Consider the following 21,259-nt stretch of genomic DNA (forward strand, 5'->3'; position numbering starts at 1 on the left):
ATCAGCGTCTCGAACGCGGTGTCCCAGGTGGCGGTGTTTCGCAAGGTCAGGACTGTCTTCGGTGTCAGCGTGAATTCCTCGCCGAAGGGATCGGCGGTGTGCACGGGGGCCGTGGCCGGCGGCTTCGGCGCCTCTGCGGTGGGGTTTGCCGGGGTCTGGACTTCGGCCGGCGGGGGAGCCGGCGTCGTCGGAGTTGCTGTTCCGGGCGGGGCGGGCGCAGCCGGCGGGGCCGGGGTCGCAGGCGGTGCCGTCGCGCCGGGAGGCGTCGCGGGCGGGGTTTGGGCAAGTACCGCGGAGAGCCCCAGGGACATGGCCGCCGGGATCATCGCGATCGCGAGGCGGCGAAAAAGGCGGGGGCGATTCATTGAACGGGTCTCCCTGGTGCTGGCCGACGTCTCGCGCTGACCGATATCCGCAAGACCCGACCCTTGGCCGCCGTTGCGGCGGAATTATGCGATGCCTGACAGGATGATATCCGACTCGCGCCGGAGCATGTCATGAGAATATGTCATGCCGCATCGTGGCGGGCGTGGGGCGCAGGCGCGCATATTGCGTTGACCGGGGCGGATGCCGGCCGCGCTGGCCAATCACCGGGTATTCGCCATATAAAGCGGAGGACGGACGCCGGAAAATGGATGCCAGGATGGGCGCGCTCGCAAACCACGCTTTCAGCAAGATGAACGGCATCGGCAACGAGATCGTCGTGGTCGATCTGCGCGACAGTGCCGCCACGGTGACGGCCGAGGAGGCACGCGCGATCGCCTCGCCGGCCGGCGTTCCCTATGATCAGTTGATGGTCCTGCAACCCCCGCGGACGCCACGCACGGAGGCCTTCGTTCGAATCTACAATAACGACGGTTCGGAGGCGAACGCTTGCGGCAATGGCATGCGTTGCGTGGCGCGGCAGGTGTTCGAAGCCACGGGCAAGACCGTGCTGACTTTCGAGACCCGTGCCGGGCTGTTGAATTGCTGGCGAGGCTCCACGCGCGGTTTCTACACCGTCGACATGGGGCTACCAAAATTCGATTGGCGGGATATCCCGCTCGCCGAGGAATTCCGCGACACCCGCTATATCGAATTGCAGGTCGGGCCGATCGAAAAGCCGGTGCTGCATTCGCCGTCGGTGGTCAGCATGGGCAATCCGCACGCCATCTTCTGGGTCGATGACGTGAATGCTTATGACCTTGAACGCTTCGGGCCACTATTGGAGAATCATCCGATCTTTCCCGAGCGTGCCAACATCACGCTGGCGCATATCGTCGATCGCGATCACATCGTGATGCGGACCTGGGAGCGCGGCGTGGGCCTGACCAAGGCCTGCGGTTCGGCGGCCTGCGCGACGGCAGTGGCGGCGGCGCGGCTCAAACGGACCAACCGCACGGTCGAGATGATGCTGCCCGGCGGCAATCTGACCATCGAGTGGTGCGAGCACGGCGATCATGTGATGATGACCGGTCCGGCCGTGTTCGAATATGCCGGTACGTTCGATCCCGCATTGTTCGCCTCTGTCGCGTGATGGCGGTCGATGTCGTCACCTTCGGCTGCCGGCTCAATGCCTCCGAATCCGAAATCATCCGCCGCAATGCGAGCGGCGCCGGGCTTAACGACGTCGTCATCGTCAACAGTTGCGCCGTCACCAACGAGGCGGTGGCGCAGGCGCGGCAATCGATCCGCAGGCTGAGGCGCGAGCGGCCGTCGGCACGCATCGTCGTCACCGGCTGCGCGGCGCAGATCCAGCCGGCGATGTTCGCGGAGATGGCTGAAGTCGATCGCGTGATCGGCAACGACGACAAGATGCGAGGTGAAGCCTGGCGCGAGGCACGGACCGCATTCGCGGCCGCGGCCGGTTTCGGAATTGCCAACACGGAAAAAATCGCGGTCGCCGACATCATGGCGGTGAGGGAGACAGCGCCGCACCTTGCCGATGGCTTTCAAAGCGGGTTGCCGCGCGCCTTCGTGCAGGTGCAGAACGGCTGCGATCATCGCTGCACCTTCTGCATCATTCCTTTCGGGCGCGGCAATTCGCGTTCGGTTCCGATGGGCGCGGTGGTCGATCAGGTGCGCGCGCTCACTGAGGCGGGCCATGTGGAAATCGTGCTGACCGGCGTCGATCTCACGAGCTACGGCGCCGATCTGCCGGGCGCACCGAGACTGGGCGGATTGGTCAGGCGGATCCTGCGGCATGTGCCGGAGGTGAGGCGGCTGCGAATCTCGTCGATCGATTCGATCGAGGCGGATCGCGACCTGCTCGATGTGATCGCCGACGACGAACGGTTGATGCCGCATCTGCATCTGTCGCTGCAGTCCGGGGACGATATGATCCTGAAGCGGATGAAGCGGCGGCATTCAAGCCGGGACGCCATCGAGTTTTGCGCGCAGGTGCGGCGGCTGCGGCCGGACATCGCCTTCGGCGCCGATCTCATCGCCGGTTTTCCGACCGAGACCGAGGAGATGTTCGCGCGGTCGCTGGATCTCGTCGCGGACTGCGATCTCACCTTTGTTCATGTGTTTCCCTATTCGCCGCGTCCGGGGACGCCGGCGGCGCGGATGCCACAGGTTGCGGGCGATGTGATCAGGGACCGCGCAAGGCGGCTGCGCGCGGCGGCCGAGGCTGCGCTGTTGCGGCGACTGACTGCGGAGGTCGGCGCGACGCGTCAGGTGCTGATCGAAAGCGCCACCCAGGGCCGCACCGAGCATTTTATCCCGGTTGCGATTGCGGGAGAAACGCCCGGTGCGGTGCGAACGTTCGAGATGGCGGACCACGATGGCGCCCGACTGCGGCCCGCGGTGTAGCTGCGCACGAGGTTGATCCTTGGGTCGGCAGGACCGACCCGGGGTCTTGATAGTTCAGTGCGACCAGGACATGCGAGTCGCGGGGCGGATTGCGGGCGCGGACCTTTCGCCATCATGAAGACCGGACTCGGCCGGCCTGAGTCTGTTAACGATCGTCCCGGGTTTTGCCCGGCAGGACGGAACCAGGCTGGCGCGGGGCGATTGACGTGGGGCATCCTCAGGGCGGGGGCTCGCTGCTGCTAGACTTCAAGGCCGGCCGATGGTGCGAGCGGCTTCATTCTCCTGACTTCCGGGTAGGCACGTGGTTCGGCTGGGTTTCGTTATTGGGTTCGTCGCGGTCATCGGGGTTCTTCTCTCCGGCCTTGCGGCCTGGCGCGCTCATGATCAGGAATTAACGATCGACAGGATCGCGCTGTCGCGCGCGATCGACGTCCATGCCAGCCTGGTTCAGGAGCGTCTGATCGAACGAGAGCTGCTGGCGCGGGTGGCCTCCGGCTTGTTTCGTTCGCCCGCCACGGTACAGGCCAACATGCTCCACCCGCTGCGAGCGTCGATCTATGCCTTCAAGACCGATTTCGTTATCGCGGGCTGGGTAGCGCATCTGCAGCCGAGCGAGCTTTCGGAAGCCAGCGCCACTCTGGCGGCTGCAGGATTTCCAAATCCGCACATCCGGAGCTTTGACGACAGCCCCCGCGATCTGGGTTCGCTCGACAAGCCGATCGACGTGCTGATGGACGTCGAACCGCAAAACGCTGAAACGAACGCATTCGCGGGGCGCTCGCTCGACGAGCATCCTATCCTGGGGCCGATGCTCGCCCAAGCGATGCAGACGAAGACGTCGGTGGTATCGGATCCGGTCAATCTGCTGCAGCCCGATGGGCCGATGGGGCTCGTTATCGCAACGCCGGTTTTCCCGGAAGGAAGCGACACGGCGGCGGGCTTTGTCACGTTTTCCTATCGACTGGCGTCGCTGATGCTGACAAACGACGAGCTGTCGCTGTTCTCCGTCGTCCTGAAAGATCCGCGAAATCCGGCGTCTGAATGGATCGCCGACGACAGCGGCAATGTCACGACACGTCTCAGACGGCCGGCTGATCCCGTTCCGCTGGTGCTCCGGACGGTGACGTTCGGCGGGCGGGACTGGTCGCTTGGCTATTACCCGAAAACCAATTCGGCCCTTCGCGCGCAAAGGCTTGCCGTGGTGGTGGCCGCGATCGGTCTGGCGCTGACGAGCATCATTTGCGGCCTGTTCGGATACGTCGCTTACAATAATCTGCGGCTGAGCCGGGAAATCCAGGTTCGGATCAGCTTCGAGCGGCGTCTGACGGCCGTGATCGACGAGCTCAATCACCGGGTCAAGAACATTCTTGCGGTGATTCAATCGATCGTCACCCGCACGCTGCGGCACGGCTCCGACATCGAAGTCGCCCGCGAATTGCTGATCGGACGGATCCATGCCATGTCCAACGTGGTCTCGCTGCTCAGCGAAAGCCAGTGGCAGGGCGTCAAGCTGAGAGGATTGTTCGAGGCGCGCGCCATTCCCAACGCCGACCGCATCGCGGTCGATGGTCCCGACATCACCGTGAGCGCGCGCGCGGCTCAGAGCCTCTCATTGCTGTTCTTCGAACTCGCCTCGCACTCTGACGAAGGCCTCTCGCTGGTCGGCAAGCATCCGCATGTTGTCGCGCATTGGGCGGTCGATGGCGACGGCAGCGAGTCGATGTTTCGCTTTCGATGGGAGGAATTCAACACCAGCGCCGCGACCCGCCGCGAGGACAGCGATTTCGGCATCATCCTGCTGGACCGCGTTGCGCCGGAGGCGCTGGGTGGTTACTCCAAGCGGTATTTTACCGAAGTGAGTTATGTTTACGAACTCGCCGCTCCCATGGAGACCGTGGTGGACATGATCGAGAGAGATCGTACGCAGCAAATTTCCGCGCCGATCAAGCCGGCGACCGCGTCAGATCGCTGATAAGGCCCTGGGAGCCGCCTTGCTGTGGGTTTGCTGGGTGGCCTACCGGCTACTGCCGATCACTGCCCGAACGGTGTCGTCCGGGCCGAAATCATCGGCACCCTCGACGTAAAGCAGCGCGCTCAGCTTCGATCGCGCGCGATTGACGCGGCTCTTGATGGTGCCGACTGCGCATCCGCAGATCTTCGCGGCATCTTCATAAGAGAATCCCGAAGCGCCTACCAGAATCAGGGCTTCGCGCTGGTCTTGCGGCAGCTTGTCGAGCGCTGCGCGGAATTCCTCGAATTCCAGATGGGCGTTCTGGTTCGGCTGCGATTTCAACGTTTTCGCATAGCTGCCGTCGGAATCTTCCACCTCGCGACGCCGCTTGCGGTAGTCGGAGCGGAACAGGTTGCGCAAGATCGTGAACAGCCACGCCGGAAGATTCGAGCCGGGCTGGAACGAGTCGATGTTGGCAAGCGCCCGAAGCAGGGTTTCCTGCACGAGGTCATCGGCACGATCGCCGTTTCCGCTCAATGAAATTGCGAATGCGCGCAGGTTCGGCACCGATGCCAGAATATCCTCGCGAAGTGAATCTGTGAGAGGCATTAGTCCCTCCCGCTGTTTTTTGCGTCGAAATCGCCCGCAGGGTTTATTTGTGGATGATTTTGCCCCGATCCATCGAGCTTTCGGATTAATTCCGCAAACCGGTCCGGGACGCCCTGCCTCACGACGTCGTCATACATCGCGCGGAGCTGATGCCCGATTCTGGACTGAATCTCGGCGTTAAGGCCGCCCTTACCGGGTGATGGCTTTGAATCTTTCATGATCTTCTTTCATTCCCAAAGTTTCAAGCTATTGAAAAATCGAGAATTCCCCGTTTGTTAGGCGGTCTTTGCGGAACTCGTGCGGGCTAATGCGAAGCGCGAGGTAAAGTTCCTGCATGGGGGAACTTTTGTCATGCTAAAGCGTAAATTACGCAGCGACCGGACGGGGATCCGCTGCTTTGCGCTGCGCATCACCCAAATCAAGATAAGATGCCTGATCCCTGATTGAGGGGTCTCAAAAAGGATGGACGGGATGTTTCGATCACAGGTTGTCGCGGAGCATTTGCCGCTCTTGCGACGTTACGCTCGCGCGCTAACGGGTAATCAGGCATCCGGTGACGCTTATGTCGGAGCCATGTTGGAGGCGCTGCTTCAGGATCCAACGGTGCTGGACGAGCGGCATGGACCGCGGGCGGGCTTGTTCCGGCTGTTTACCCAGATCTGGAATTCGGTTTCGATCAATGGCGGCATCGACGAGGTGCCGGTCCTGGCTCCGACGGAGCGGCGGCTGACGAATATCACGCCTTTGCCGCGTCAGGCCTTCCTGTTGTTGTCGCTGGAAGGTTTTTCCGAGGAGGAGGCGGCCTTTGTCCTGCAGACCAGCGTGGCGGAAGTCCGCAAGCTGAGCGATGTTGCCGGCCGCGAGATGGCGGCTGAAATCGCCACCGACGTCCTGATTATCGAGGATGAGACGTTCATCGCGATGGATCTGGAGAGCCTCGTCAAGAATCTCGGCCACCGGGTGATCGGCGTCGCTCGCACCCATGGCGACGCGATCGCCCTGGCCAAAACCCGGAAACCCGGCCTCATTCTGGCCGATATCCAGCTCGCTGACGGCAGCTCCGGGCTGGATGCCGTGAACGAACTCCTGCGCGTCGTCGAGGTGCCCGTTGTCTTCATTACGGCCTATCCCGAGCGCTTCCTGACCGGCGAGCGGCCCGAGCCGGCGTTCCTCATTTCAAAGCCATTCCAGCCGGCCATGGTTTCGGCGGTCGCCAGTCAGGCGCTGTTCTTCCATCGAAACTCGCGTAATCGGGAACCCCGCGCCGCTGCATCCTGATTTGCGGTTTCTAGCCCGCCTCGCGGCATGGATCGATGCCGTCCAAGCTTGCGGCGTGGTTTGCAGGCCGGAAAAGAAAACGGACGCGGCTGGCATCACCATCAGCCGCGTCCTCGTCGCCGGTCGGGCGGGCAGGGGGAGGATGACCGGCTGTCCGGACAACGCGAGGGCCGGGGAAGCGTTCCGCATCGCTCTCTTTTTTGAAATCCGTTAAATGAACGATGTCTTGCCGAGTGCGTTATCGCCAAGCGGTTCTGATCCGCAACCCGACGCGCGGCGCTCGAGATCGTCGCCGTCGCAAGGATAAACGGGCGAGGCGACGATGTTTCAGGTATCGACGGGCGTTCTCGGTGCGCTGGCGGTGATTCTGCCTCTCGGCGCGATGCATTTATCCCCGGCCCATGATCTGGCCACGCGCGCGGACGTGACCGCTGCTGCGATCGTGAATCGCGCCGCCAAGTCCGACCGCGGTCCGGTCCGGTTGACGCCTTTTGAGGGCCGGACAGTTTCCATTCGGCTTGAAAGCCTTCCGGATGCCTCCGTCGTGATCCAGATTCCGGGAGCTGGCCACATGATGGCTAGTGAGCGCGACAGAAGCCCGCCCGCCCGCCGGAGGCCTGCGTCATCCCAGGCCAGACGGACGATCGCATGCGAACCGGTGGTAAGTGTTTTGACGGACGTCGCCAAGCAGCTTCAGCCTGGCCGCTGCGTCACCTGATCATTGCGTCGCCGTTCGTCTCGGGAAATCAGGAACGGGTGCCGGGATCGCCACCCTTGTCGCGCCGGCCCGCAAGCAGTCCCAGGGCCAGACCGCCGACGGCCAGAAGCGGAATCAGTTTCTTGATGCCGACCGCGCGAACCAGCTGAAGTCCCGCTGCCATCACCATCGGATCGGCCAGAAAGCTTTGCGCCGTCGCCCTGGTTCTCTGGGCGGCGTTTTTCTTTATGGCCTTGCGCCGGACCGCATAGGTCACGATCGCGATCACAGTGATCAGGAAGAAGATCGCCGCGCCGGCGAGGCAAGCCTCGATCAAGCCGTAGTTCTGCAACACAAAGACGAACGCGGCGGCACACAGGAATATAATTGTGATGGAGCCTGTGATGACCCCGACGACGGCGACCGAGGTGAGCCGCACGGCGTTGCTCACGCTCTCCTTGAGGTCATCAATCGCCCGCTGAAACATTCAACGCCTCGCCCGAAAATCGATTGTTGAAATGACTGGAAATCACAGCCGCGGCCACAGTGTCCGCTGTGGCCCGACCGGATTGAAATTGCCGGCGCGTCATCGGCGCCAGGTCACGCCGATCAGAAAACCCAGCCCGATCGCAAGCGCGACAGTCGCGAGAGGACGCTGCTGGATTGCTTCCTCCAGCGTGTCCTCGATGGAGCCTACGGCATTCTGCGCTGCATCGAGCGCCGCATTGCCGCGCTCCGACACATCGGAGAGGACGGAGTCGACATTGGCTCTGGCCTGCCTGTAGCCACGGCGCGCCTGCTTTTTGGCAGAGCCGGTCAACGTACTGAGCGCGTCGGAGACCTGATCCGCCAGGGCGGAGATATCGTTTTTCACCGCGGACAAGTCCTTCTCAAGGCGGTCGTAAGTCGCTTTATCGGTCAAGTTCTTCATCGCTTCCTCGTCATCGCTCGCCATCCAACGCTCCTGAAAACTGCAGGGATATGAGCAACCAACGTGCCGTTACGGCTTAAGTTCCGCGACCGCACGGCCTGCCAGTCAGCCTGTCCTGGCAGTCATTCCCGTTCGATGATGCGTGAGGGCGAGACGATCGGCGGCGAGGAAGCCGGTATCGATTTATGTTGGCGGATGCGCCTGCTGGTCTGTCGTTTCACGCGCTTTCGGTGGAACTTTCAAGCCTCGTCCGGATTGCCTCGCGCGCCAAATGTCGCGAGGGCGCTTTCTCCGTCTTGAAATCTTGCTTGAAATCTTGCGATCAATTTTGGAGAGGCAACAATGCTCATCAGCGTCCTGATTACGTTCTTCGTCGTTGTTCTTGTGCTGTACTTCATCAGCGTGGCCCCGCTGGACGTTCGCGGCAAGCAGATCGCCCGCGTCGCCGTTATCGTGCTCGGCGTCGCGTCGGCGCTGAAGTATCTTCCAATATTCTGAGGCCCGCGTCAGCGCCTCGGACAAGCAAGGCTTCCCCGGCGGCCACGCCGGGGATTTTATGCCAATCGCGGGATCGACGCTCAGCCGGCCGTCTTGTCTTCCGGCTTGATCCGCGCCTTGATCTTCGCCCTAACCCCCGCCCTAACCCCCGCCTTGGCCTCGCGTCTCCGTCCTGTCAGGATGTGCTCGGTGTAGCCATTCGGTTGTTCGCGTCCCTTGAACACCAGGTCGCACGCCGCCTGGAAGGCGACGCCGTCGAACCCCGGCGCCATTGGTTGATAGAGGGGATCGTCGGCGTTCTGCCTGTCGACGACGACGGCCATGCGCTTGAGCGACTCCATCACCTGATCCTTGGTGACGACGCCCTGATGCAGCCAGTTCGCCAGATGCTGGCTGGAGATGCGTAGCGTGGCGCGATCCTCCATCAGTCCGATGTCGTGGATATCGGGCACCTTCGAACAGCCGACACCCTGATCGATCCAGCGCACGACGTAGCCGAGAATGCCCTGGCAGTTATTGTCGATCTCCTGCCTTACATCGTCGGGCGCCCAATTCGACTGCGACACCGGAAGGGTGAGGATGTCGGCAAGTTTTGCGCGGCGGCCGCCGGCTTTCAGCTCCTGCTGGCGTTTCAGGACGTCGACCTGATGATAGTGCAGGGCGTGCAGTGTCGCCGCGGTTGGCGAAGGCACCCATGCGGTGGTAGCGCCGGCCTGGGGATGGCCGATCTTCTGCGCCAGCATGTCGGCCATCCTGTCGGGCGCGGCCCACATCCCCTTGCCGATCTGGGCGTGGCCGGGCAGGCCGTCGATCAAGCCGATGTCGACGTTCCAGTCCTCGTACGCCTGCATCCACGGCTGCGCCTTCATCTCGTTTTTGCGGATCATCGGTCCCGCTTCCATCGAGGTGTGAATCTCGTCGCCGGTGCGGTCGAGAAATCCGGTGTTGATGAAGCAGACGCGTTTCGCGGCCGCCTGGATGCAGGCCTTGAGGTTGACGGTGGTGCGGCGTTCCTCGTCCATGACGCCGACCTTGAGCGCATTCTCCGGCAATCCGAGCATTGTCTCGACCCGGGCGAGCAGTTCGCAGGTCAGCGCGACCTCGTCCGGTCCGTGCATCTTCGGCTTGACGATATAGGCCGAGCCGGTTCGGCTGTTCTTCGTTTTCGAGGCGCCGCTGAAATCGTGGATCGCGAGCAGGCCGGACACCGCGGCGTCGAGCATGCCTTCCGGAATGTCGGCGCCGTTCTCGTCGAGCACCGCGTCGGTGAACATGTGATGGCCGACGTTGCGAATCAAAAGCAGGCTGCGCCCGTGCAGCCTTAGCTCGCCGCCGCCGGGAGTGATGTAGATGCGGTCGGCATTGAGCGCGCGGGTGACGGTTTTGCCGCCCTTCTCGAAACTGTCCTGCAGCGTGCCGTTCATCAGGCCGAGGGTATTGCGATAGACCAGAACCTTGTCCTCGGCATCGACGGCGGCGACGCTGTCCTCCATGTCGAGGATGGTGCTGATGGCGGCCTCGAGGATCAAGTCGGCGACCCCTGCGGCATCGTCCTTGCCGATGGCGTGGCTGCGATCGATTCGAATCTCGATATGCAGGCCATGGTTGACGAGAAGGATCGCGGAGGGTGCGCTCGCGTCGCCCTGGTGGCCCGCGAACTGCGATTTCGACGTCAAGCCGCTGTCGCTGCCGTTACGGAGCCTCGCCGATAACGCTCCATTGACCACGCGGTAACTCGTTACGTCGGCATGGCTGCCGGCCGCGAGCGGTACCGCGGAGTCCAGAAATGCCTTTGCCCTCGCGATCACCTTGCCGCCGCGCGCCTTGTCGTAACCTCTGGCCTCACCGGCGTCGTGCGGAACGGCGTCGGTGCCGTACAGCGCATCGTAAAGGCTGCCCCAGCGCGCGTTGGCGGCGTTCAGCGCATATCGCGCGTTGGTCAGCGGCACCACCAGTTGCGGTCCGCAGATCTTTCCGATCTCTTCATCGACATCGGCGGTTTCGACCGCATGAGTCTCCGGCTCGGGCAACAGATAGCCGATCTCTTTCAGGAACCCGGTATAGGCGTCCTTGTCGAACGGCCGGCTTTTGTTGGCGCGATGCCAGCCGTCGATCTTCGCCTGCAGCGTGTCGCGTATCGCCAGCAGCTCCCGGTTTCTCGGCCCAAGATCGCGGACGATGGCGGCAAGTCCGGCCCAGAAGGCATCCGGCGAAATGCCGGTCCCCGGCGTGGCCTCTTTCTCGATAAAATCGAACAGGACCGTCGCGATCTTCAGTCCGTGAGCATCAATGCGGGTCATGTCGAAGTCTCTGGAGAAACGGCGACCATGCGCTGTTCAAGGCGGCTTGCCGAAAATTCGGCCAATATTGCCTTTTAGCGCCAAAGCGAGCGCAGCGAGCCCCTACAAAAGGTGAATAATCCCATCGAAAAAAACCGAACGACCGCCGCGATACAACTCGCGGCGGTCGTCCACGTCCAGGGCTTGCGGGATTCGCAAGCTCAGATATTGGCGGCGAGGTCGGTCAGTTCGTCGAACAGAATGCCGGTGCTTATGAGCATGCGTTCGATGTCATCGGCGGCGTCGGCCACGGTGCGGGACGACGTATCGATCGTCAGTTCCACCGACTCCGGAGGCTGGTAGTCGTTGCCGATGCCGGTGAATCCGTGCAGCACCCCGGCGCGCGCCTTGGCGTAATGGCCCTTGGGGTCGCGACTCTCGCAAACATCGGCCGGCGTTGCGACATAGACCTCGCGAAAAGCCGCATCGGCGATGCGCCGTGCCGCGGCGCGATCCTCGCGGGATGGCGAGACGGCAGCCACGATCGCAACATGACCGTTACGCGCGAGATGCGCGGCGACTTCCGCGAGCCGACGGATGTTTTCAGTGCGGTCCTGCGGCGAGAAACCGAGGTCGCCGTTCAATCCCGCGCGCAGCGTGTCGCCGTCGAGCAGGATCGGCGAGCCGCCGTCGCCGAACAGTTTCCGCTCCAGCGCGCGCGCCAGCGTCGATTTGCCCGACCCGGGCAATCCCGTCAGCCACACCACGGCGCCGTTATGACGATAGCGCGCGGAGCGCTCCTCCGGACGCAACGCCGATTCCACCGGCACGATGTCGACCGGCACCGCGCGCTGTCCCGCATCGACGCTGAGCACGAGACCGCCACCGGCGATACGGCCGTTGACCTCGATCACGAGACGGCCGGTGCGGGGATTGTCGACGTAAGGATCGGCGGCGAGCGGCTGCGCCAGCGAGATGTCGATCTCGCCGACATGGTTGCGCGCGATCGCCCTGGCCTCGGCGCTCGCCAGTTCGCCGGGATCGACCGCCTTTTCGATGGCGACGACGACGGCACGTGTTTCCTTGTTGCCGAGCCGCAGCAGAATGGATGCGCCGGCTGCGAGCGGCTGCTCGTGCAGCCAGAAAATGCGCGCGCGAATCCGCCGCGTGTCGCGCGGCGCCGATCCGGCATGCGCGATGACGTCGCCGCGTTCGACGAACAGTTCTCGGTCCAGCGTGATGCCGACGGATCGTCCGGCGCTTTGCGTCACGGTCGGGCTCGACGGCCAGCCTTCGACGCTGCGGATCTTGGCGATCTTGCCGGCCGGCATGATGACGATCTCGTCGCCCGCGGCCAGGCTCCCCGACTCGATGCGGCCGGCGACGATGCGCCGATCGTCGAACTTGTAGATCGCCTGCACCGGCAGCCGCAGCGACAGCTCGTCCAGCGGGCGCGCCGGTTGCAACGCGTCGAGCGCTTCGACCACGGTCGGACCGGTGTACCAGCCGATCTTGGCGGTCCGCTCGGCCACGCCGTCGCCGTCGCGGGCGGAGATCGGGATCACCGCCGTGGGTGCGATGCCGAGGCCGGTCAGATGCGCTGAAATCTCGTCGCGGATGGCATTGAATCGGTCCGCGCTGAAATCGACGCGGTCCATCTTGTTGACGACGACCGCGACCTGTTTGACGCCGAGCAGATGCAGCAGATAACCGTGTCGCCGGGTCTGGTCGCGCACGCCTTCCAGCGCGTCGATGATCAGCACCGCGCCATCGGCCTGCGCCGCGCCGGTGATCATGTTGCGGAGGAATTCGGCGTGGCCGGGCGCGTCGATCAGCACCACGTCGCGCGAGCGGGTGCGGAAACGGATTTGCGTGGTGTCGATGGTGATGCCCTGATCGCGTTCGGTCTGCAGCGCGTCCAGCAGGAACGACCATTCGAACGGCATGCCGCGCCGGGCGCTGACGGCTTTCAGCATTTCCAGCTTGCCGTCGGGCAGGCTGCCGGTCTCGTGCAACAGCCGTCCGACCAGCGTCGACTTGCCGTGATCGACGTGGCCGACGATGACGATGCTGACCTGAGGGCGTGTCGTTCCGTTAGGCGTCGCGAAGACGGTGTTCGGTGCGATGGCGGGGGCGATCATATTCATCGGAAAACGCTCGATTCGATTCAGGTCAGAGATAGCCGGCGACCCGAAGCCGCTCGAACGCGTCTTCGGTTTCATGATCGAGTGCGCGACCGGCGCGTTCGGGAATTTTACTGCCTTCGAGTTCGATCAGAATCTCGTCGATGGTCGACGCGGTCGAGGCGACGGGGAAGGTGATGTCGGCATCGCCCAGCGAGCGATAGCGTTTGCCGTTCTTGGCCAGATAGAGCGGAATGATCGGGATGTTCTCGCGCTTGGTGTAGGCCCAGATATCGGCTTCTGTCCAATGCAGGATCGGATGGATGCGCAAGTGAGCGCCGGGCGGCGGCGATGCGTTGAACTGATCCCAGAATTCCGGCGGCTGATCGCGCACGTCCCATCCGCCCTCAAGGCCGCGCGGCGAAAACACCCGCTCCTTGGCGCGGGTCGCTTCCTCGTCGCGGCGGATGCCGGCGATCAGCCCGTCGAAGCCGTATTTGTTCAGCGCAAGCTTCAACCCCTCGGTCTTGCGCGCCGCTGAACGCGCGGCTGGCGGCAGCGTCGGGTCGACCGCGTCGATCGGCGGGCAGTAGTCGACCTTGAGATCGAGATTCCATTCCTTGGAATAGCGTTCGCGGAACGCGTACATCTCGGGAAATTTCTTCTCGGTGTCGACGTGCAGCGCCGGGAACGGCACGCGGCCGAAGAAGGCCTTACGCGCCAGCCATATCATCACGTTGGAATCCTTGCCGAGGGACCACAGCAGCGCGAGCTTTTTCAACCGGGCGAAGGCTTCCCGGAAAATGTAGATGCTCTGCGCTTCCAGCGCATCGAGGTGGTCCATTCCAGGCTGCATGGCCTGCTCCTTGGGCTTACACGTGCGTTGCTACATGCGCGGTCGACGGCCGCTGATTGTCGACGTCAGCGGCCGCCGAAATTGCGGATTCTGGAGGCTGAGAAGATGCATCTCTTCCGTGCGGTATTTGGAAGTAGAAAATTCTATACTTTCGTACCCGCATAGAAGAAATAATTTTCTGTTTGATGCGCTTGCAAGATACATAAATAGAAAATAATTTCAGTCAACCCCGCTGTTGGGGAAGAAGAAGCATCGAATGAAATTCCTTCCGATCTTTCTCGATTCGCACGCTGGTCCGATCCTTCTGGTTGGAGCGGGCGATCCGGTGCGCGCCCGGTTGCGCCTGTTGCTGGCCGCGGAGGCGCGGGTGCGCTGGCATGCCACCGACGACGACTTTGCGGTCGCAGGTCTCGATCCTGCCGCCGCGTCGCGGATCGAGCGCGTGGACGACCCCACTACGATCGAGTTGAACGAAATCGTCGCGGTGTTCTGCGCGGGCGCAGCCGAGATCGGCATGGCGGTGGCGGCGCGGGCGCGGGCTGCGGGCTTGCCCGTCAACGTGATGGATGATCCCGCGCATTCGAGTTTCATCGTTCCGGCGATCGTCGATCGCGGCGATGTCGTTGTGGCGGTCGGCACCGGCGGAGCATCGCCTGTGGTGGCGCGCCGCGTGCGCGAGCGCATCGAGGCGCTGTTGCCGGCGCGAATTGGCGACCTTGCAACCTTGATCGGGCGCTGGCGCAAGCCGGTTCATGATCGCATTGCCCATGCGCCGTTGCGTCGCCGCTTCTGGGAGCGCGTCGTCGACGGCCCGATCGGCGCCTTGGTTCTCGCCGGCCGCTCCGACGAGGCCGAAGGCGCGCTGACGGCGATTGCGGATCCCTCCGCTTACGCGGGCGAACAGAACTCGCGACAGGACGAAGGTCATGTCACGCTGGTCGGCGCCGGGCCGGGCGATCCGGATCTCCTCACTGTCAAGGCGTTGCGCGCGTTGCAGGACGCCGACATTGTCTTCTACGACGAGCTGGTCTCGCCGGAAGTCCTCGATCGCGCCCGCCGCGACGCCGCGCGGGTTCCGGTGGGCCGCCGCGTCGGCAAGCCCGGCATCGGGCAGGACGCGATCAATCGCCTGCTGATCGATGCAGCGAAGTCGGGGCAGCGGGCCGTCCGCCTCAAGGGCGGCGACCCCTTTATTTTCGGGCGCGGCGGCGAAGAGATCGAGGCGCTGCGCGAAGCCGGTGTCGCCTGTTCGGTCGTTCCCGGAATCACGGCCGCGCTCGGCGCGGCTGCGGAATCGGAAGTGCCGCTGACCTTCCGTCACGAGGCCCTGCGCGTCACCTTTCTCACCGCCCACAAAGCGCGGGATGCGGAGAGCGTGGACTGGTCGGCGCTGACAGACCGGAAGATGACGGTCGTCGTCTACATGGGAATCACGGCAGCGCAGTCGATCCGCAACGGCTTGCTCGCGGCCGGCCGTTCGCCGGAAACCCCGGTCGGCGTATTCGCGCGCGCCACCCGCCCCGATGCGACAGCCGTCGTCGGCACGCTGGATCGCCTGCCGGCGCTGGTTCGCCGGATCGACGGCGGCCCCGCGATTCTCGTGATCGGCGATGTGGTCTCGCGTTCGGCGCCGTGGCGTAATTCAAATCTGAATTCGCTGTTGCAGACATTCCAGATGGCCGCCGAATGACGTCTTCGACCGACAACAGAAGTGCCGCGGCGAGCGCGGCAGCGCGGTCTGCGTTGCCGTCTGCATCGGCTCTGAACGATTCGCTGGGCGAGGCCTCGCCGGCGGCGGTGATCGAAGCGGCGCTGCGCAGGATCGGGCGCGACCGGTTGGCGCTGGTCTCGTCATTCGGCACCGAATCGGCGGCGCTGTTGAAGGTGATGGCGGATGTCGATCCGGCCATTCCCGTGATCTTCCTCGACACCGGCTGGCTGTTCGAGGAGACGCTCGCCTATCGCGACACACTGATCGCCGCGCTCGGGTTGAAAGACGTTCGCTCCATTCAACCGTCCGAGGATGCGTTGAAACGCGAGGACTCCGGTCGCGAGTTGTGGCTCTCCGATCCGGATGCCTGCTGCCGCATCCGGAAAGTGGAGCCGCTGGCGCGCGCGCTGACGTCCTTCGATGCCTGGATCAATGGCCGCAAGCGATTTCAGGGCGGCCAGCGCGCCGACATTCCGGTGGTCGAGGATGACGGGGCGCGACTGAAATTCAATCCGTTCGCGAACGCCTCGCGCGAAGACATCGAGGCGATCTATGCGTCGGCGAAGCTGCCGCCGCACCCGCTCGTCGCATCGGGATTCCTTTCCGTCGGCTGCATGCCATGCACATCGCGCGCCAGCGCCGATGAAGGCGCGCGCGCCGGCCGCTGGCGCGGCAGAGCCAAGACGGAATGCGGCATCCACACCATGAAGACTTCGTAGTGGAATGACCCTGTGCCGCCGCAAACATTGAAATGTGGTTTCGTTGACTAAACGCCGCCGTTTGACGAGGTTCATTCATAGGCCTCTAGTGGTCCGATTCTAACATTTGCATCCCGTTGCAGCAGGAATTCTTGCAAATGTTAGAATCAAAGGACCACTAGCAAATTAGGTTTCGAGTGGAGTTTTGAATTTGACATTCGCTTGCCGGGTTTGCTGCGAAGTGAGTAGCGAATGTCAAATTCACTCCACTAGCGATTGTCGCACGAGCGGGTCTTATGGAGATGAAAATGCTTCGTCGTGTCCTTGTTATTCTCGCCGGGCTGCTCTGGGCGGGCTCTGCGTATGCCGCCGACGTCACGTTGCTAAACGTCTCCTACGATCCGACGCGCGAACTCTATGTCGATTTCAACAAGGCCTTCGCTGCGGCTTACCAGAAAGAGACCGGCAAGAGCGTCGAGATCAAGCAATCGCACGGCGGGTCCGGCAAGCAGGCGCGCTCGGTGATCGACGGCCTGCAGGCCGACGTCGTCACGCTGGCGCTCGCCTATGACATTGACGCCATCGCCGAGCGCGGGTTTCTGGCCAAGGACTGGCAGAAGCGGCTGCCGCAGAACTCCTCGCCCTATACGTCGACGATCGTCTTCCTTGTCCGCAAGGGTAATCCCAAGGGCATCAAGGACTGGGACGATCTGATCAAGCCCGGCGTGAGCGTCATTACGCCGAATCCGAAGACCTCCGGCGGCGCGCGGTGGAATTATCTGGCGGCGTGGGGCTACGCGCTGAAGAAATTCGGTGGAGAGGACAAGGCAAGACAATTTGTCGCCGACATCTACAAGCACGTTCCGGTCCTCGATACGGGCGCGCGCGGCTCGACCGTCACTTTCGTGGAGCGCGGCGTCGGCGATGTGCTGCTTGCCTGGGAAAACGAAGCCTTTCTCGCGCTCAAGGAATTCGGAAAGGACAAGTTCGAGATCGTGGTGCCGTCGATCTCCATTCTGGCGGAACCGCCGGTTGCCGTGGTCGACAAAGTGGTGGACAAGAAGGGAACGCGCGCCGTTGCCGAGGCGTATCTGAAGTACTGGTATACTTCGGACGCGCAGGAGATCGCGGCGCGGAATTTCTATCGTCCGACCGATCCCGCCATCATCAAGAAGTATGCCGATGCCTTTCCCAAGGTTGAACTGTTCAAGATCGACGACGTGTTTGGCGGCTGGACCAAGGCGCAGAAGGTCCATTTCGGCGAGGGCGGCATCTTCGATCAGATCTACAAGAACTGATGCGACGGGTCGGAGCGGGACAACGTGAAAGGAGGATCGGTACGACGACGGACTTTGCCGGGATTTGGCCTCACCATGGGACTGACGCTGACATGGCTTGCCATCATCGTTCTGCTTCCTCTTGCCGGCCTGTTTCTCAAGTCGTTCGAATTGAGCTTCGCCCAGTTCGTTGACATCGTCACCAGCCGGCGAACGTTGAATGCGCTGAAGATCTCATTCGGGCTCGCGTTTCTCGCCGCGCTCGTCAATCTGGTGATGGGCGGCATCATCGTCTGGGCGCTGGTCCGCTATCGCTTTCCGGGACGCCGTATCTTCGATGCGATCGTTGACGTGCCGTTCGCGTTGCCGACTGCGGTCGCGGGGATCGCGCTGACGACGTTGTTCGCGCAGAACGGCTGGCTCGGCGCGCCGCTAGCCGAACTCGGCATCAAGGTGTCGTTCACGCCGCTCGGCATCTTCGTCGCGATGGTATTTATCGGCATTCCCTTCGTGGTTCGCACCGTGCAGCCGGTGCTGATCGATCTCGATCCGGAGATCGAGGAGGCGGCCGCTAGTCTCGGCGCCAACCGCTGGCAGACGGTGTCCCGCGTCATTCTGCCGAGCCTTTTGCCCGCTCTGCTGACGGGCTTCGCGCTCGCATTCGCGCGCGCGGTCGGCGAATACGGTTCGGTGATCTTCATCGCCGGCAATCTGCCGAACGTGTCGGAGATCGCGCCGCTGCTGATCGTGATCCGGCTGTCCGAATTCCGCTATGCCGATGCCACCGCCATCGCCGTCGTGATGCTGGTGGTGGCGTTCCTGGTCATCTTCCTCGTCAACCGCATGCAACGCTGGGCGCAGCTTCGCGTGCCGGCGCATTGAGAGGCGACCTTGATGCCTGAAACCGCGATCGCGGTGCCGCTCGAGCGGACCGATGCCCGCTCCGAACCGCGCTGGGTGCGTGGTCTGCTGATCGGCTTCACCATCCTGTTTCTCACGGTGTTCATCGTGCTGCCGCTGGTGATCGTGTTCGCGGAGGCATTCGCCAGGGGCGCGCACGCCTATCTCGCCGCGCTCGCCGATCCGGAAGCCCTGTCGGCGATCAAGCTGACATTGATAGTTGCGGTGATTTCTGTCGGCCTCAACCTGGTGTTCGGGCTGGTCGCGGCCTGGGCGATCGCGAAATTCGAATTCCCGGGAAAGACCCTCCTGATCTCGCTGGTCGATCTTCCCTTCTCGGTCAGCCCTGTCATCTCCGGCCTGGTGTTCGTGCTGCTGTTCGGCGCGCAGGGTTTTCTCGGACCCTGGTTGCAGGATCACGACATTCAGCTTCTGTTCGCGCTGCCGGGCATCGCGCTGGCGACGACATTCGTGACCTTTCCATTCGTGTCGCGCGCGCTGATTCCGCTGATGCAGGAGCAGGGAACGGCGGAGGAGGAAGCGGCGCTGTCGCTTGGCGCTTCGGGATTGCAGACCTTCTTCCGCGTCACGCTGCCGAACATCAAATGGGGCCTGCTCTACGGCGTGCTGCTCTGCAACGCCCGCGCGATGGGCGAGTTCGGCGCGGTGTCCGTCGTCTCCGGGCACATCCGCGGCGAAACCAACACCATGCCGCTGCTGGTTGAAATCCTCTACAACGAATATCAATTCGTATCGGCGTTCGCGATCGCCTCGCTGCTGGCCCTGTTGGCGCTGGTCACGCTGGTGGCGAAGACTATTCTCGAACGGCATCTCGACGAAGGGCAACGACCGAGTGAGCATTGAAGTCCGCAATATCGTGAAAAAGTTCGGGGACTTCGCCGCGCTGGACCACGTCGATCTCACGGTCCCGCATGGCGAGCTGATGGCGCTGCTCGGCCCGTCGGGGTCCGGCAAGACCACGCTGCTGCGCATCATCGCCGGGCTCGACTGGCCGGATTCCGGAGAGGTCGCCTTCGACGGCGAGAACGCGCTGTCGCGCGCGCCCGGCGAGCGCAGCGTCGGCTTCGTGTTCCAGCATTACGCGCTGTTCCGTCACATGACGGTGTTCGAAAACGTCGCGTTCGGTCTGCGCGTGCAGCCTCGTTCCGTTCGCAAGGACGAGGCCGCCATCCGCGCGCGTGTCAAGGAGCTGCTCGACCTGGTCCAGCTCGACTGGCTGTCGAGCCGCTATCCGAGCCAGCTTTCTGGCGGCCAGCGTCAGCGCATCGCGCTCGCCCGCGCGCTGGCGATCGAGCCGCGCGTGCTGCTGCTCGACGAGCCGTTCGGCGCGCTCGACGCCAAGGTGCGCAAGGAACTGCGGACCTGGCTGCGCTCGCTGCACGAGGAAATCAACGTCACTTCCATATTCGTGACCCACGATCAGGAGGAGGCGCTTGAAGTCGCCAACAGCGTGGTTGTGATGGACAAGGGGCACATCGAGCAGATCGGAACGCCGAGCGACGTCTATGACAATCCGCAGACGGCGTTCGTCCACGGCTTCATCGGAGAGTCGATCGTGCTGCCGGTCGAGGTCGACGACGGCCGGGTGCGGCTCGGCGACACGCCGCTGAATATCGCCGCCGAGCGCGGCAGTTCGGGACCCTCGAAGCTGTTCGTTCGCCGTCATGACATGCAGATCAGCCCATGCGGCTGGGGCGGCCTTGAAGGGACCGTGCGGCGGGTGCGGACCTTCGGCCCGATCCAGCGGGCCGACATCGTCGTGTCCGGCAACCGGGGCGAAACCATCATCGAAATCGATGTGCCGCGCGACCGCGAGCTTCGCGACGGCGAGGTCGTCGGCCTGCAGCCGCGGCGCTATCGCATTTTCGCGGACCGGATTTGAATTTAGTGATCGTTCACCTTTCAGCCACTGTTGGTGTGCAACAACTGCCGCCGACTTGGGGAATGATGAATGATCCGTATCTTCGCCGCGATACTCGGCCTTCTGGCGCTGGCCGGATGCGCCGCCGTGGAAAATGCAGTTCCGGAACAGCCGGCGTTCTATCTCGACATGGCCCACGGCGGAGCCAGGCTGGACCCCGTGGTGGCGGCGTCCATGATTTCTGGCTATCGCGCCAATAATGGCCTCGGCCCGGTAGCGGTCGATCCGGAATTGATGAAGGTCGCCGAAACGCAATCGATGGTGATGGCCAAACGCAACAAGATGGACCACGACATCGCCGGCACGTTGCCCAGGCGGCTGGCGGCGGCCGGCTATCCGGCGAAGCTGGCGGTCGAGAATATCGGTGCGGGCTATCACACCCTCGCCGAGGCGTTTTCGGGCTGGCGCGATTCGCCGCCTCATCGGGCGAACATGCTGAAGAACGGCGTCACGAAACTGGGCATCGCCGCGACCTACGCGCCGGACAGCAAGTACAAGGTGTTCTGGACGCTCGTTCTCGCCTTCCCCGATGAGCGATAACCGTTGCGTGAAGCGAGCCGCCGTCGGCGGTGATTGACGCCAACGTGAACCAGCGCCACGCTGGTCGCGGCCAAGGTCGGGCTGGGCGATTCATATTCGCACGGATCGCTTCATCGCGATTCTGTCGCAGATGGCTTTTGCGCGGGATCCGATGCGAGGGCTGCTCCGGCCAGGAG

General features: G+C 63.2%; 21 protein-coding genes. 14 read left to right on the forward strand and 7 right to left on the reverse strand.

The features are described from left to right. The 4 genes from BGN91_RS07195 to BGN91_RS07210 form a co-directional block, all read left to right on the forward strand. The coding region (locus BGN91_RS07195; protein ID WP_292611818.1) for a hypothetical protein at positions 1 to 405 on the forward strand (405 nt) is incomplete at its 5' end. A 238-nt stretch (positions 406 to 643) separates the two neighbouring features. After that, entirely contained in the window at positions 644 to 1,516 is an 873-nt protein-coding gene (gene dapF / locus BGN91_RS07200) for a diaminopimelate epimerase (protein WP_292611852.1), read from the forward strand. Next, positions 1,516 to 2,793, forward strand: coding sequence for a tRNA (N(6)-L-threonylcarbamoyladenosine(37)-C(2))-methylthiotransferase MtaB (mtaB, locus tag BGN91_RS07205; protein ID WP_292611820.1), 1,278 nt, complete (start codon positions 1,516 to 1,518; stop codon positions 2,791 to 2,793). Before dapF ends, mtaB begins: the two co-directional genes overlap by 1 nt. A gap of 301 nt (positions 2,794 to 3,094) precedes the next feature. Next, entirely contained in the window at positions 3,095 to 4,765 is a 1,671-nt protein-coding gene (locus tag BGN91_RS07210; RefSeq protein ID WP_292611822.1) for an HWE histidine kinase domain-containing protein, read from the forward strand. Between the two features lie 42 nt (positions 4,766 to 4,807). On the opposite strand, the gene BGN91_RS07215 is transcribed toward BGN91_RS07210, so the two are convergent. Beyond that, the gene (locus tag BGN91_RS07215) at positions 4,808 to 5,353 is read right to left on the reverse strand and encodes a sigma-70 family RNA polymerase sigma factor (RefSeq protein ID WP_292611824.1); all 546 of its coding nucleotides are present in this window, start codon (positions 5,351 to 5,353) and stop codon (positions 4,808 to 4,810) included. Further along, positions 5,353 to 5,571: a NepR family anti-sigma factor gene (locus tag BGN91_RS07220; protein ID WP_292611826.1), complete on the reverse strand. Its 219-nt coding sequence runs from the start codon at positions 5,569 to 5,571 to the stop codon at positions 5,353 to 5,355. Before BGN91_RS07220 ends, BGN91_RS07215 begins: the two co-directional genes overlap by 1 nt. 253 nt (positions 5,572 to 5,824) lie before the next feature. Between BGN91_RS07220 and BGN91_RS07225 the strand changes: the two genes are divergently transcribed. Continuing rightward, complete coding sequence (locus BGN91_RS07225; RefSeq protein WP_292611828.1) at positions 5,825 to 6,631, forward strand: response regulator; 807 nt, start codon at positions 5,825 to 5,827, stop codon at positions 6,629 to 6,631. A gap of 322 nt (positions 6,632 to 6,953) precedes the next feature. After that, a complete protein-coding gene (locus tag BGN91_RS07230) occupies positions 6,954 to 7,349 on the forward strand; it encodes a hypothetical protein (protein WP_292611830.1) in 396 nt (131 codons plus the stop codon). Between the two features lie 28 nt (positions 7,350 to 7,377). On the opposite strand, the gene BGN91_RS07235 is transcribed toward BGN91_RS07230, so the two are convergent. Together BGN91_RS07235 and BGN91_RS07240 are read right to left on the reverse strand one after the other, a co-directional pair. Further along, positions 7,378 to 7,815 (reverse strand): hypothetical protein, encoded by a 438-nt coding sequence (locus tag BGN91_RS07235; protein ID WP_292611832.1) that lies wholly within the window; start codon positions 7,813 to 7,815, stop codon positions 7,378 to 7,380. Positions 7,816 to 7,914: 99 nt separating this feature from the next. Next, positions 7,915 to 8,283 carry a DUF883 domain-containing protein gene (locus BGN91_RS07240; protein ID WP_292611833.1) on the reverse strand — a complete coding sequence of 123 codons (369 nt, stop codon included), beginning with the start codon at positions 8,281 to 8,283 and terminating at the stop codon, positions 7,915 to 7,917. Between the two features lie 318 nt (positions 8,284 to 8,601). On the opposite strand from BGN91_RS07240, the gene BGN91_RS07245 reads away from it, so the two are divergent. Continuing rightward, complete coding sequence (locus BGN91_RS07245) at positions 8,602 to 8,757, forward strand: Thivi_2564 family membrane protein (RefSeq protein ID WP_292611834.1); 156 nt, start codon at positions 8,602 to 8,604, stop codon at positions 8,755 to 8,757. An 80-nt stretch (positions 8,758 to 8,837) separates the two neighbouring features. Here BGN91_RS07245 and BGN91_RS07250 read toward each other — a convergent pair whose 3' ends face one another. From BGN91_RS07250 to cysD, 3 genes are all read right to left on the reverse strand, one after another. Further along, the gene (locus BGN91_RS07250; RefSeq protein ID WP_292611835.1) at positions 8,838 to 11,057 is read right to left on the reverse strand and encodes a malate synthase G; all 2,220 of its coding nucleotides are present in this window, start codon (positions 11,055 to 11,057) and stop codon (positions 8,838 to 8,840) included. A 200-nt stretch (positions 11,058 to 11,257) separates the two neighbouring features. Continuing rightward, positions 11,258 to 13,183, reverse strand: coding sequence for an adenylyl-sulfate kinase (gene cysC, locus BGN91_RS07255; protein ID WP_292611837.1), 1,926 nt, complete (start codon positions 13,181 to 13,183; stop codon positions 11,258 to 11,260). 25 nt (positions 13,184 to 13,208) lie between these two features. Beyond that, complete coding sequence (cysD, locus tag BGN91_RS07260) at positions 13,209 to 14,015, reverse strand: sulfate adenylyltransferase subunit CysD (protein WP_292611839.1); 807 nt, start codon at positions 14,013 to 14,015, stop codon at positions 13,209 to 13,211. Between the two features lie 256 nt (positions 14,016 to 14,271). Between cysD and cysG the strand changes: the two genes are divergently transcribed. From cysG to BGN91_RS07295, 7 genes are all read left to right on the forward strand, one after another. After that, complete coding sequence (gene cysG, locus BGN91_RS07265; RefSeq protein ID WP_292611841.1) at positions 14,272 to 15,705, forward strand: siroheme synthase CysG; 1,434 nt, start codon at positions 14,272 to 14,274, stop codon at positions 15,703 to 15,705. Next, complete coding sequence (locus BGN91_RS07270; protein ID WP_292611843.1) at positions 15,702 to 16,445, forward strand: phosphoadenylyl-sulfate reductase; 744 nt, start codon at positions 15,702 to 15,704, stop codon at positions 16,443 to 16,445. Before cysG ends, BGN91_RS07270 begins: the two co-directional genes overlap by 4 nt. Positions 16,446 to 16,732: 287 nt before the next feature. Then, the gene (locus BGN91_RS07275) at positions 16,733 to 17,722 is read left to right on the forward strand and encodes a sulfate ABC transporter substrate-binding protein (RefSeq protein WP_292611845.1); all 990 of its coding nucleotides are present in this window, start codon (positions 16,733 to 16,735) and stop codon (positions 17,720 to 17,722) included. A gap of 24 nt (positions 17,723 to 17,746) precedes the next feature. Beyond that, positions 17,747 to 18,583, forward strand: coding sequence for a sulfate ABC transporter permease subunit CysT (cysT, locus tag BGN91_RS07280; RefSeq protein WP_292611847.1), 837 nt, complete (start codon positions 17,747 to 17,749; stop codon positions 18,581 to 18,583). Positions 18,584 to 18,595: 12 nt separating this feature from the next. Next, positions 18,596 to 19,465 carry a sulfate ABC transporter permease subunit CysW gene (cysW, locus tag BGN91_RS07285; protein ID WP_292611854.1) on the forward strand — a complete coding sequence of 290 codons (870 nt, stop codon included), beginning with the start codon at positions 18,596 to 18,598 and terminating at the stop codon, positions 19,463 to 19,465. Beyond that, the gene (locus BGN91_RS07290) at positions 19,455 to 20,504 is read left to right on the forward strand and encodes a sulfate ABC transporter ATP-binding protein (RefSeq protein WP_292611849.1); all 1,050 of its coding nucleotides are present in this window, start codon (positions 19,455 to 19,457) and stop codon (positions 20,502 to 20,504) included. The genes cysW and BGN91_RS07290 overlap by 11 nt, the downstream gene beginning before the upstream one ends. A gap of 69 nt (positions 20,505 to 20,573) precedes the next feature. Beyond that, positions 20,574 to 21,083: a CAP domain-containing protein gene (locus tag BGN91_RS07295; protein WP_292611851.1), complete on the forward strand. Its 510-nt coding sequence runs from the start codon at positions 20,574 to 20,576 to the stop codon at positions 21,081 to 21,083. The last annotated feature ends 176 nt before the right edge of the window (positions 21,084 to 21,259 follow it).

This window comes from Nitrobacter sp. 62-13 (assembly GCF_001896955.1).
Taxonomy (GTDB): Bacteria; Pseudomonadota; Alphaproteobacteria; order Rhizobiales; family Xanthobacteraceae; genus Nitrobacter.

What these genes read in the sequence shown, in the direction of transcription:
- BGN91_RS07215 (WP_292611824.1), bottom strand. Translation starts at nt 5,353, where the DNA reads ATGCCTCTCACAGATTCACTTCGCGAGGATATTCTGGCATCGGTGCCG.
- BGN91_RS07270 (WP_292611843.1), top strand. Translation starts at nt 15,702, where the DNA reads ATGACGTCTTCGACCGACAACAGAAGTGCCGCGGCGAGCGCGGCAGCG.
- mtaB (WP_292611820.1), top strand. Translation starts at nt 1,516, where the DNA reads ATGGCGGTCGATGTCGTCACCTTCGGCTGCCGGCTCAATGCCTCCGAA.
- BGN91_RS07225 (WP_292611828.1), top strand. Translation starts at nt 5,825, where the DNA reads ATGTTTCGATCACAGGTTGTCGCGGAGCATTTGCCGCTCTTGCGACGT.
- BGN91_RS07250 (WP_292611835.1), bottom strand. Translation starts at nt 11,057, where the DNA reads ATGACCCGCATTGATGCTCACGGACTGAAGATCGCGACGGTCCTGTTC.
- BGN91_RS07230 (WP_292611830.1), top strand. Translation starts at nt 6,954, where the DNA reads ATGTTTCAGGTATCGACGGGCGTTCTCGGTGCGCTGGCGGTGATTCTG.
- BGN91_RS07220 (WP_292611826.1), bottom strand. Translation starts at nt 5,571, where the DNA reads ATGAAAGATTCAAAGCCATCACCCGGTAAGGGCGGCCTTAACGCCGAG.
- cysW (WP_292611854.1), top strand. Translation starts at nt 18,596, where the DNA reads ATGCCTGAAACCGCGATCGCGGTGCCGCTCGAGCGGACCGATGCCCGC.
- BGN91_RS07295 (WP_292611851.1), top strand. Translation starts at nt 20,574, where the DNA reads ATGATCCGTATCTTCGCCGCGATACTCGGCCTTCTGGCGCTGGCCGGA.
- cysG (WP_292611841.1), top strand. Translation starts at nt 14,272, where the DNA reads ATGAAATTCCTTCCGATCTTTCTCGATTCGCACGCTGGTCCGATCCTT.
- BGN91_RS07235 (WP_292611832.1), bottom strand. Translation starts at nt 7,815, where the DNA reads ATGTTTCAGCGGGCGATTGATGACCTCAAGGAGAGCGTGAGCAACGCC.
- BGN91_RS07240 (WP_292611833.1), bottom strand. Translation starts at nt 8,283, where the DNA reads ATGGCGAGCGATGACGAGGAAGCGATGAAGAACTTGACCGATAAAGCG.
- cysC (WP_292611837.1), bottom strand. Translation starts at nt 13,183, where the DNA reads ATGAATATGATCGCCCCCGCCATCGCACCGAACACCGTCTTCGCGACG.
- BGN91_RS07245 (WP_292611834.1), top strand. Translation starts at nt 8,602, where the DNA reads ATGCTCATCAGCGTCCTGATTACGTTCTTCGTCGTTGTTCTTGTGCTG.
- dapF (WP_292611852.1), top strand. Translation starts at nt 644, where the DNA reads ATGGGCGCGCTCGCAAACCACGCTTTCAGCAAGATGAACGGCATCGGC.
- BGN91_RS07275 (WP_292611845.1), top strand. Translation starts at nt 16,733, where the DNA reads ATGCTTCGTCGTGTCCTTGTTATTCTCGCCGGGCTGCTCTGGGCGGGC.
- cysD (WP_292611839.1), bottom strand. Translation starts at nt 14,015, where the DNA reads ATGCAGCCTGGAATGGACCACCTCGATGCGCTGGAAGCGCAGAGCATC.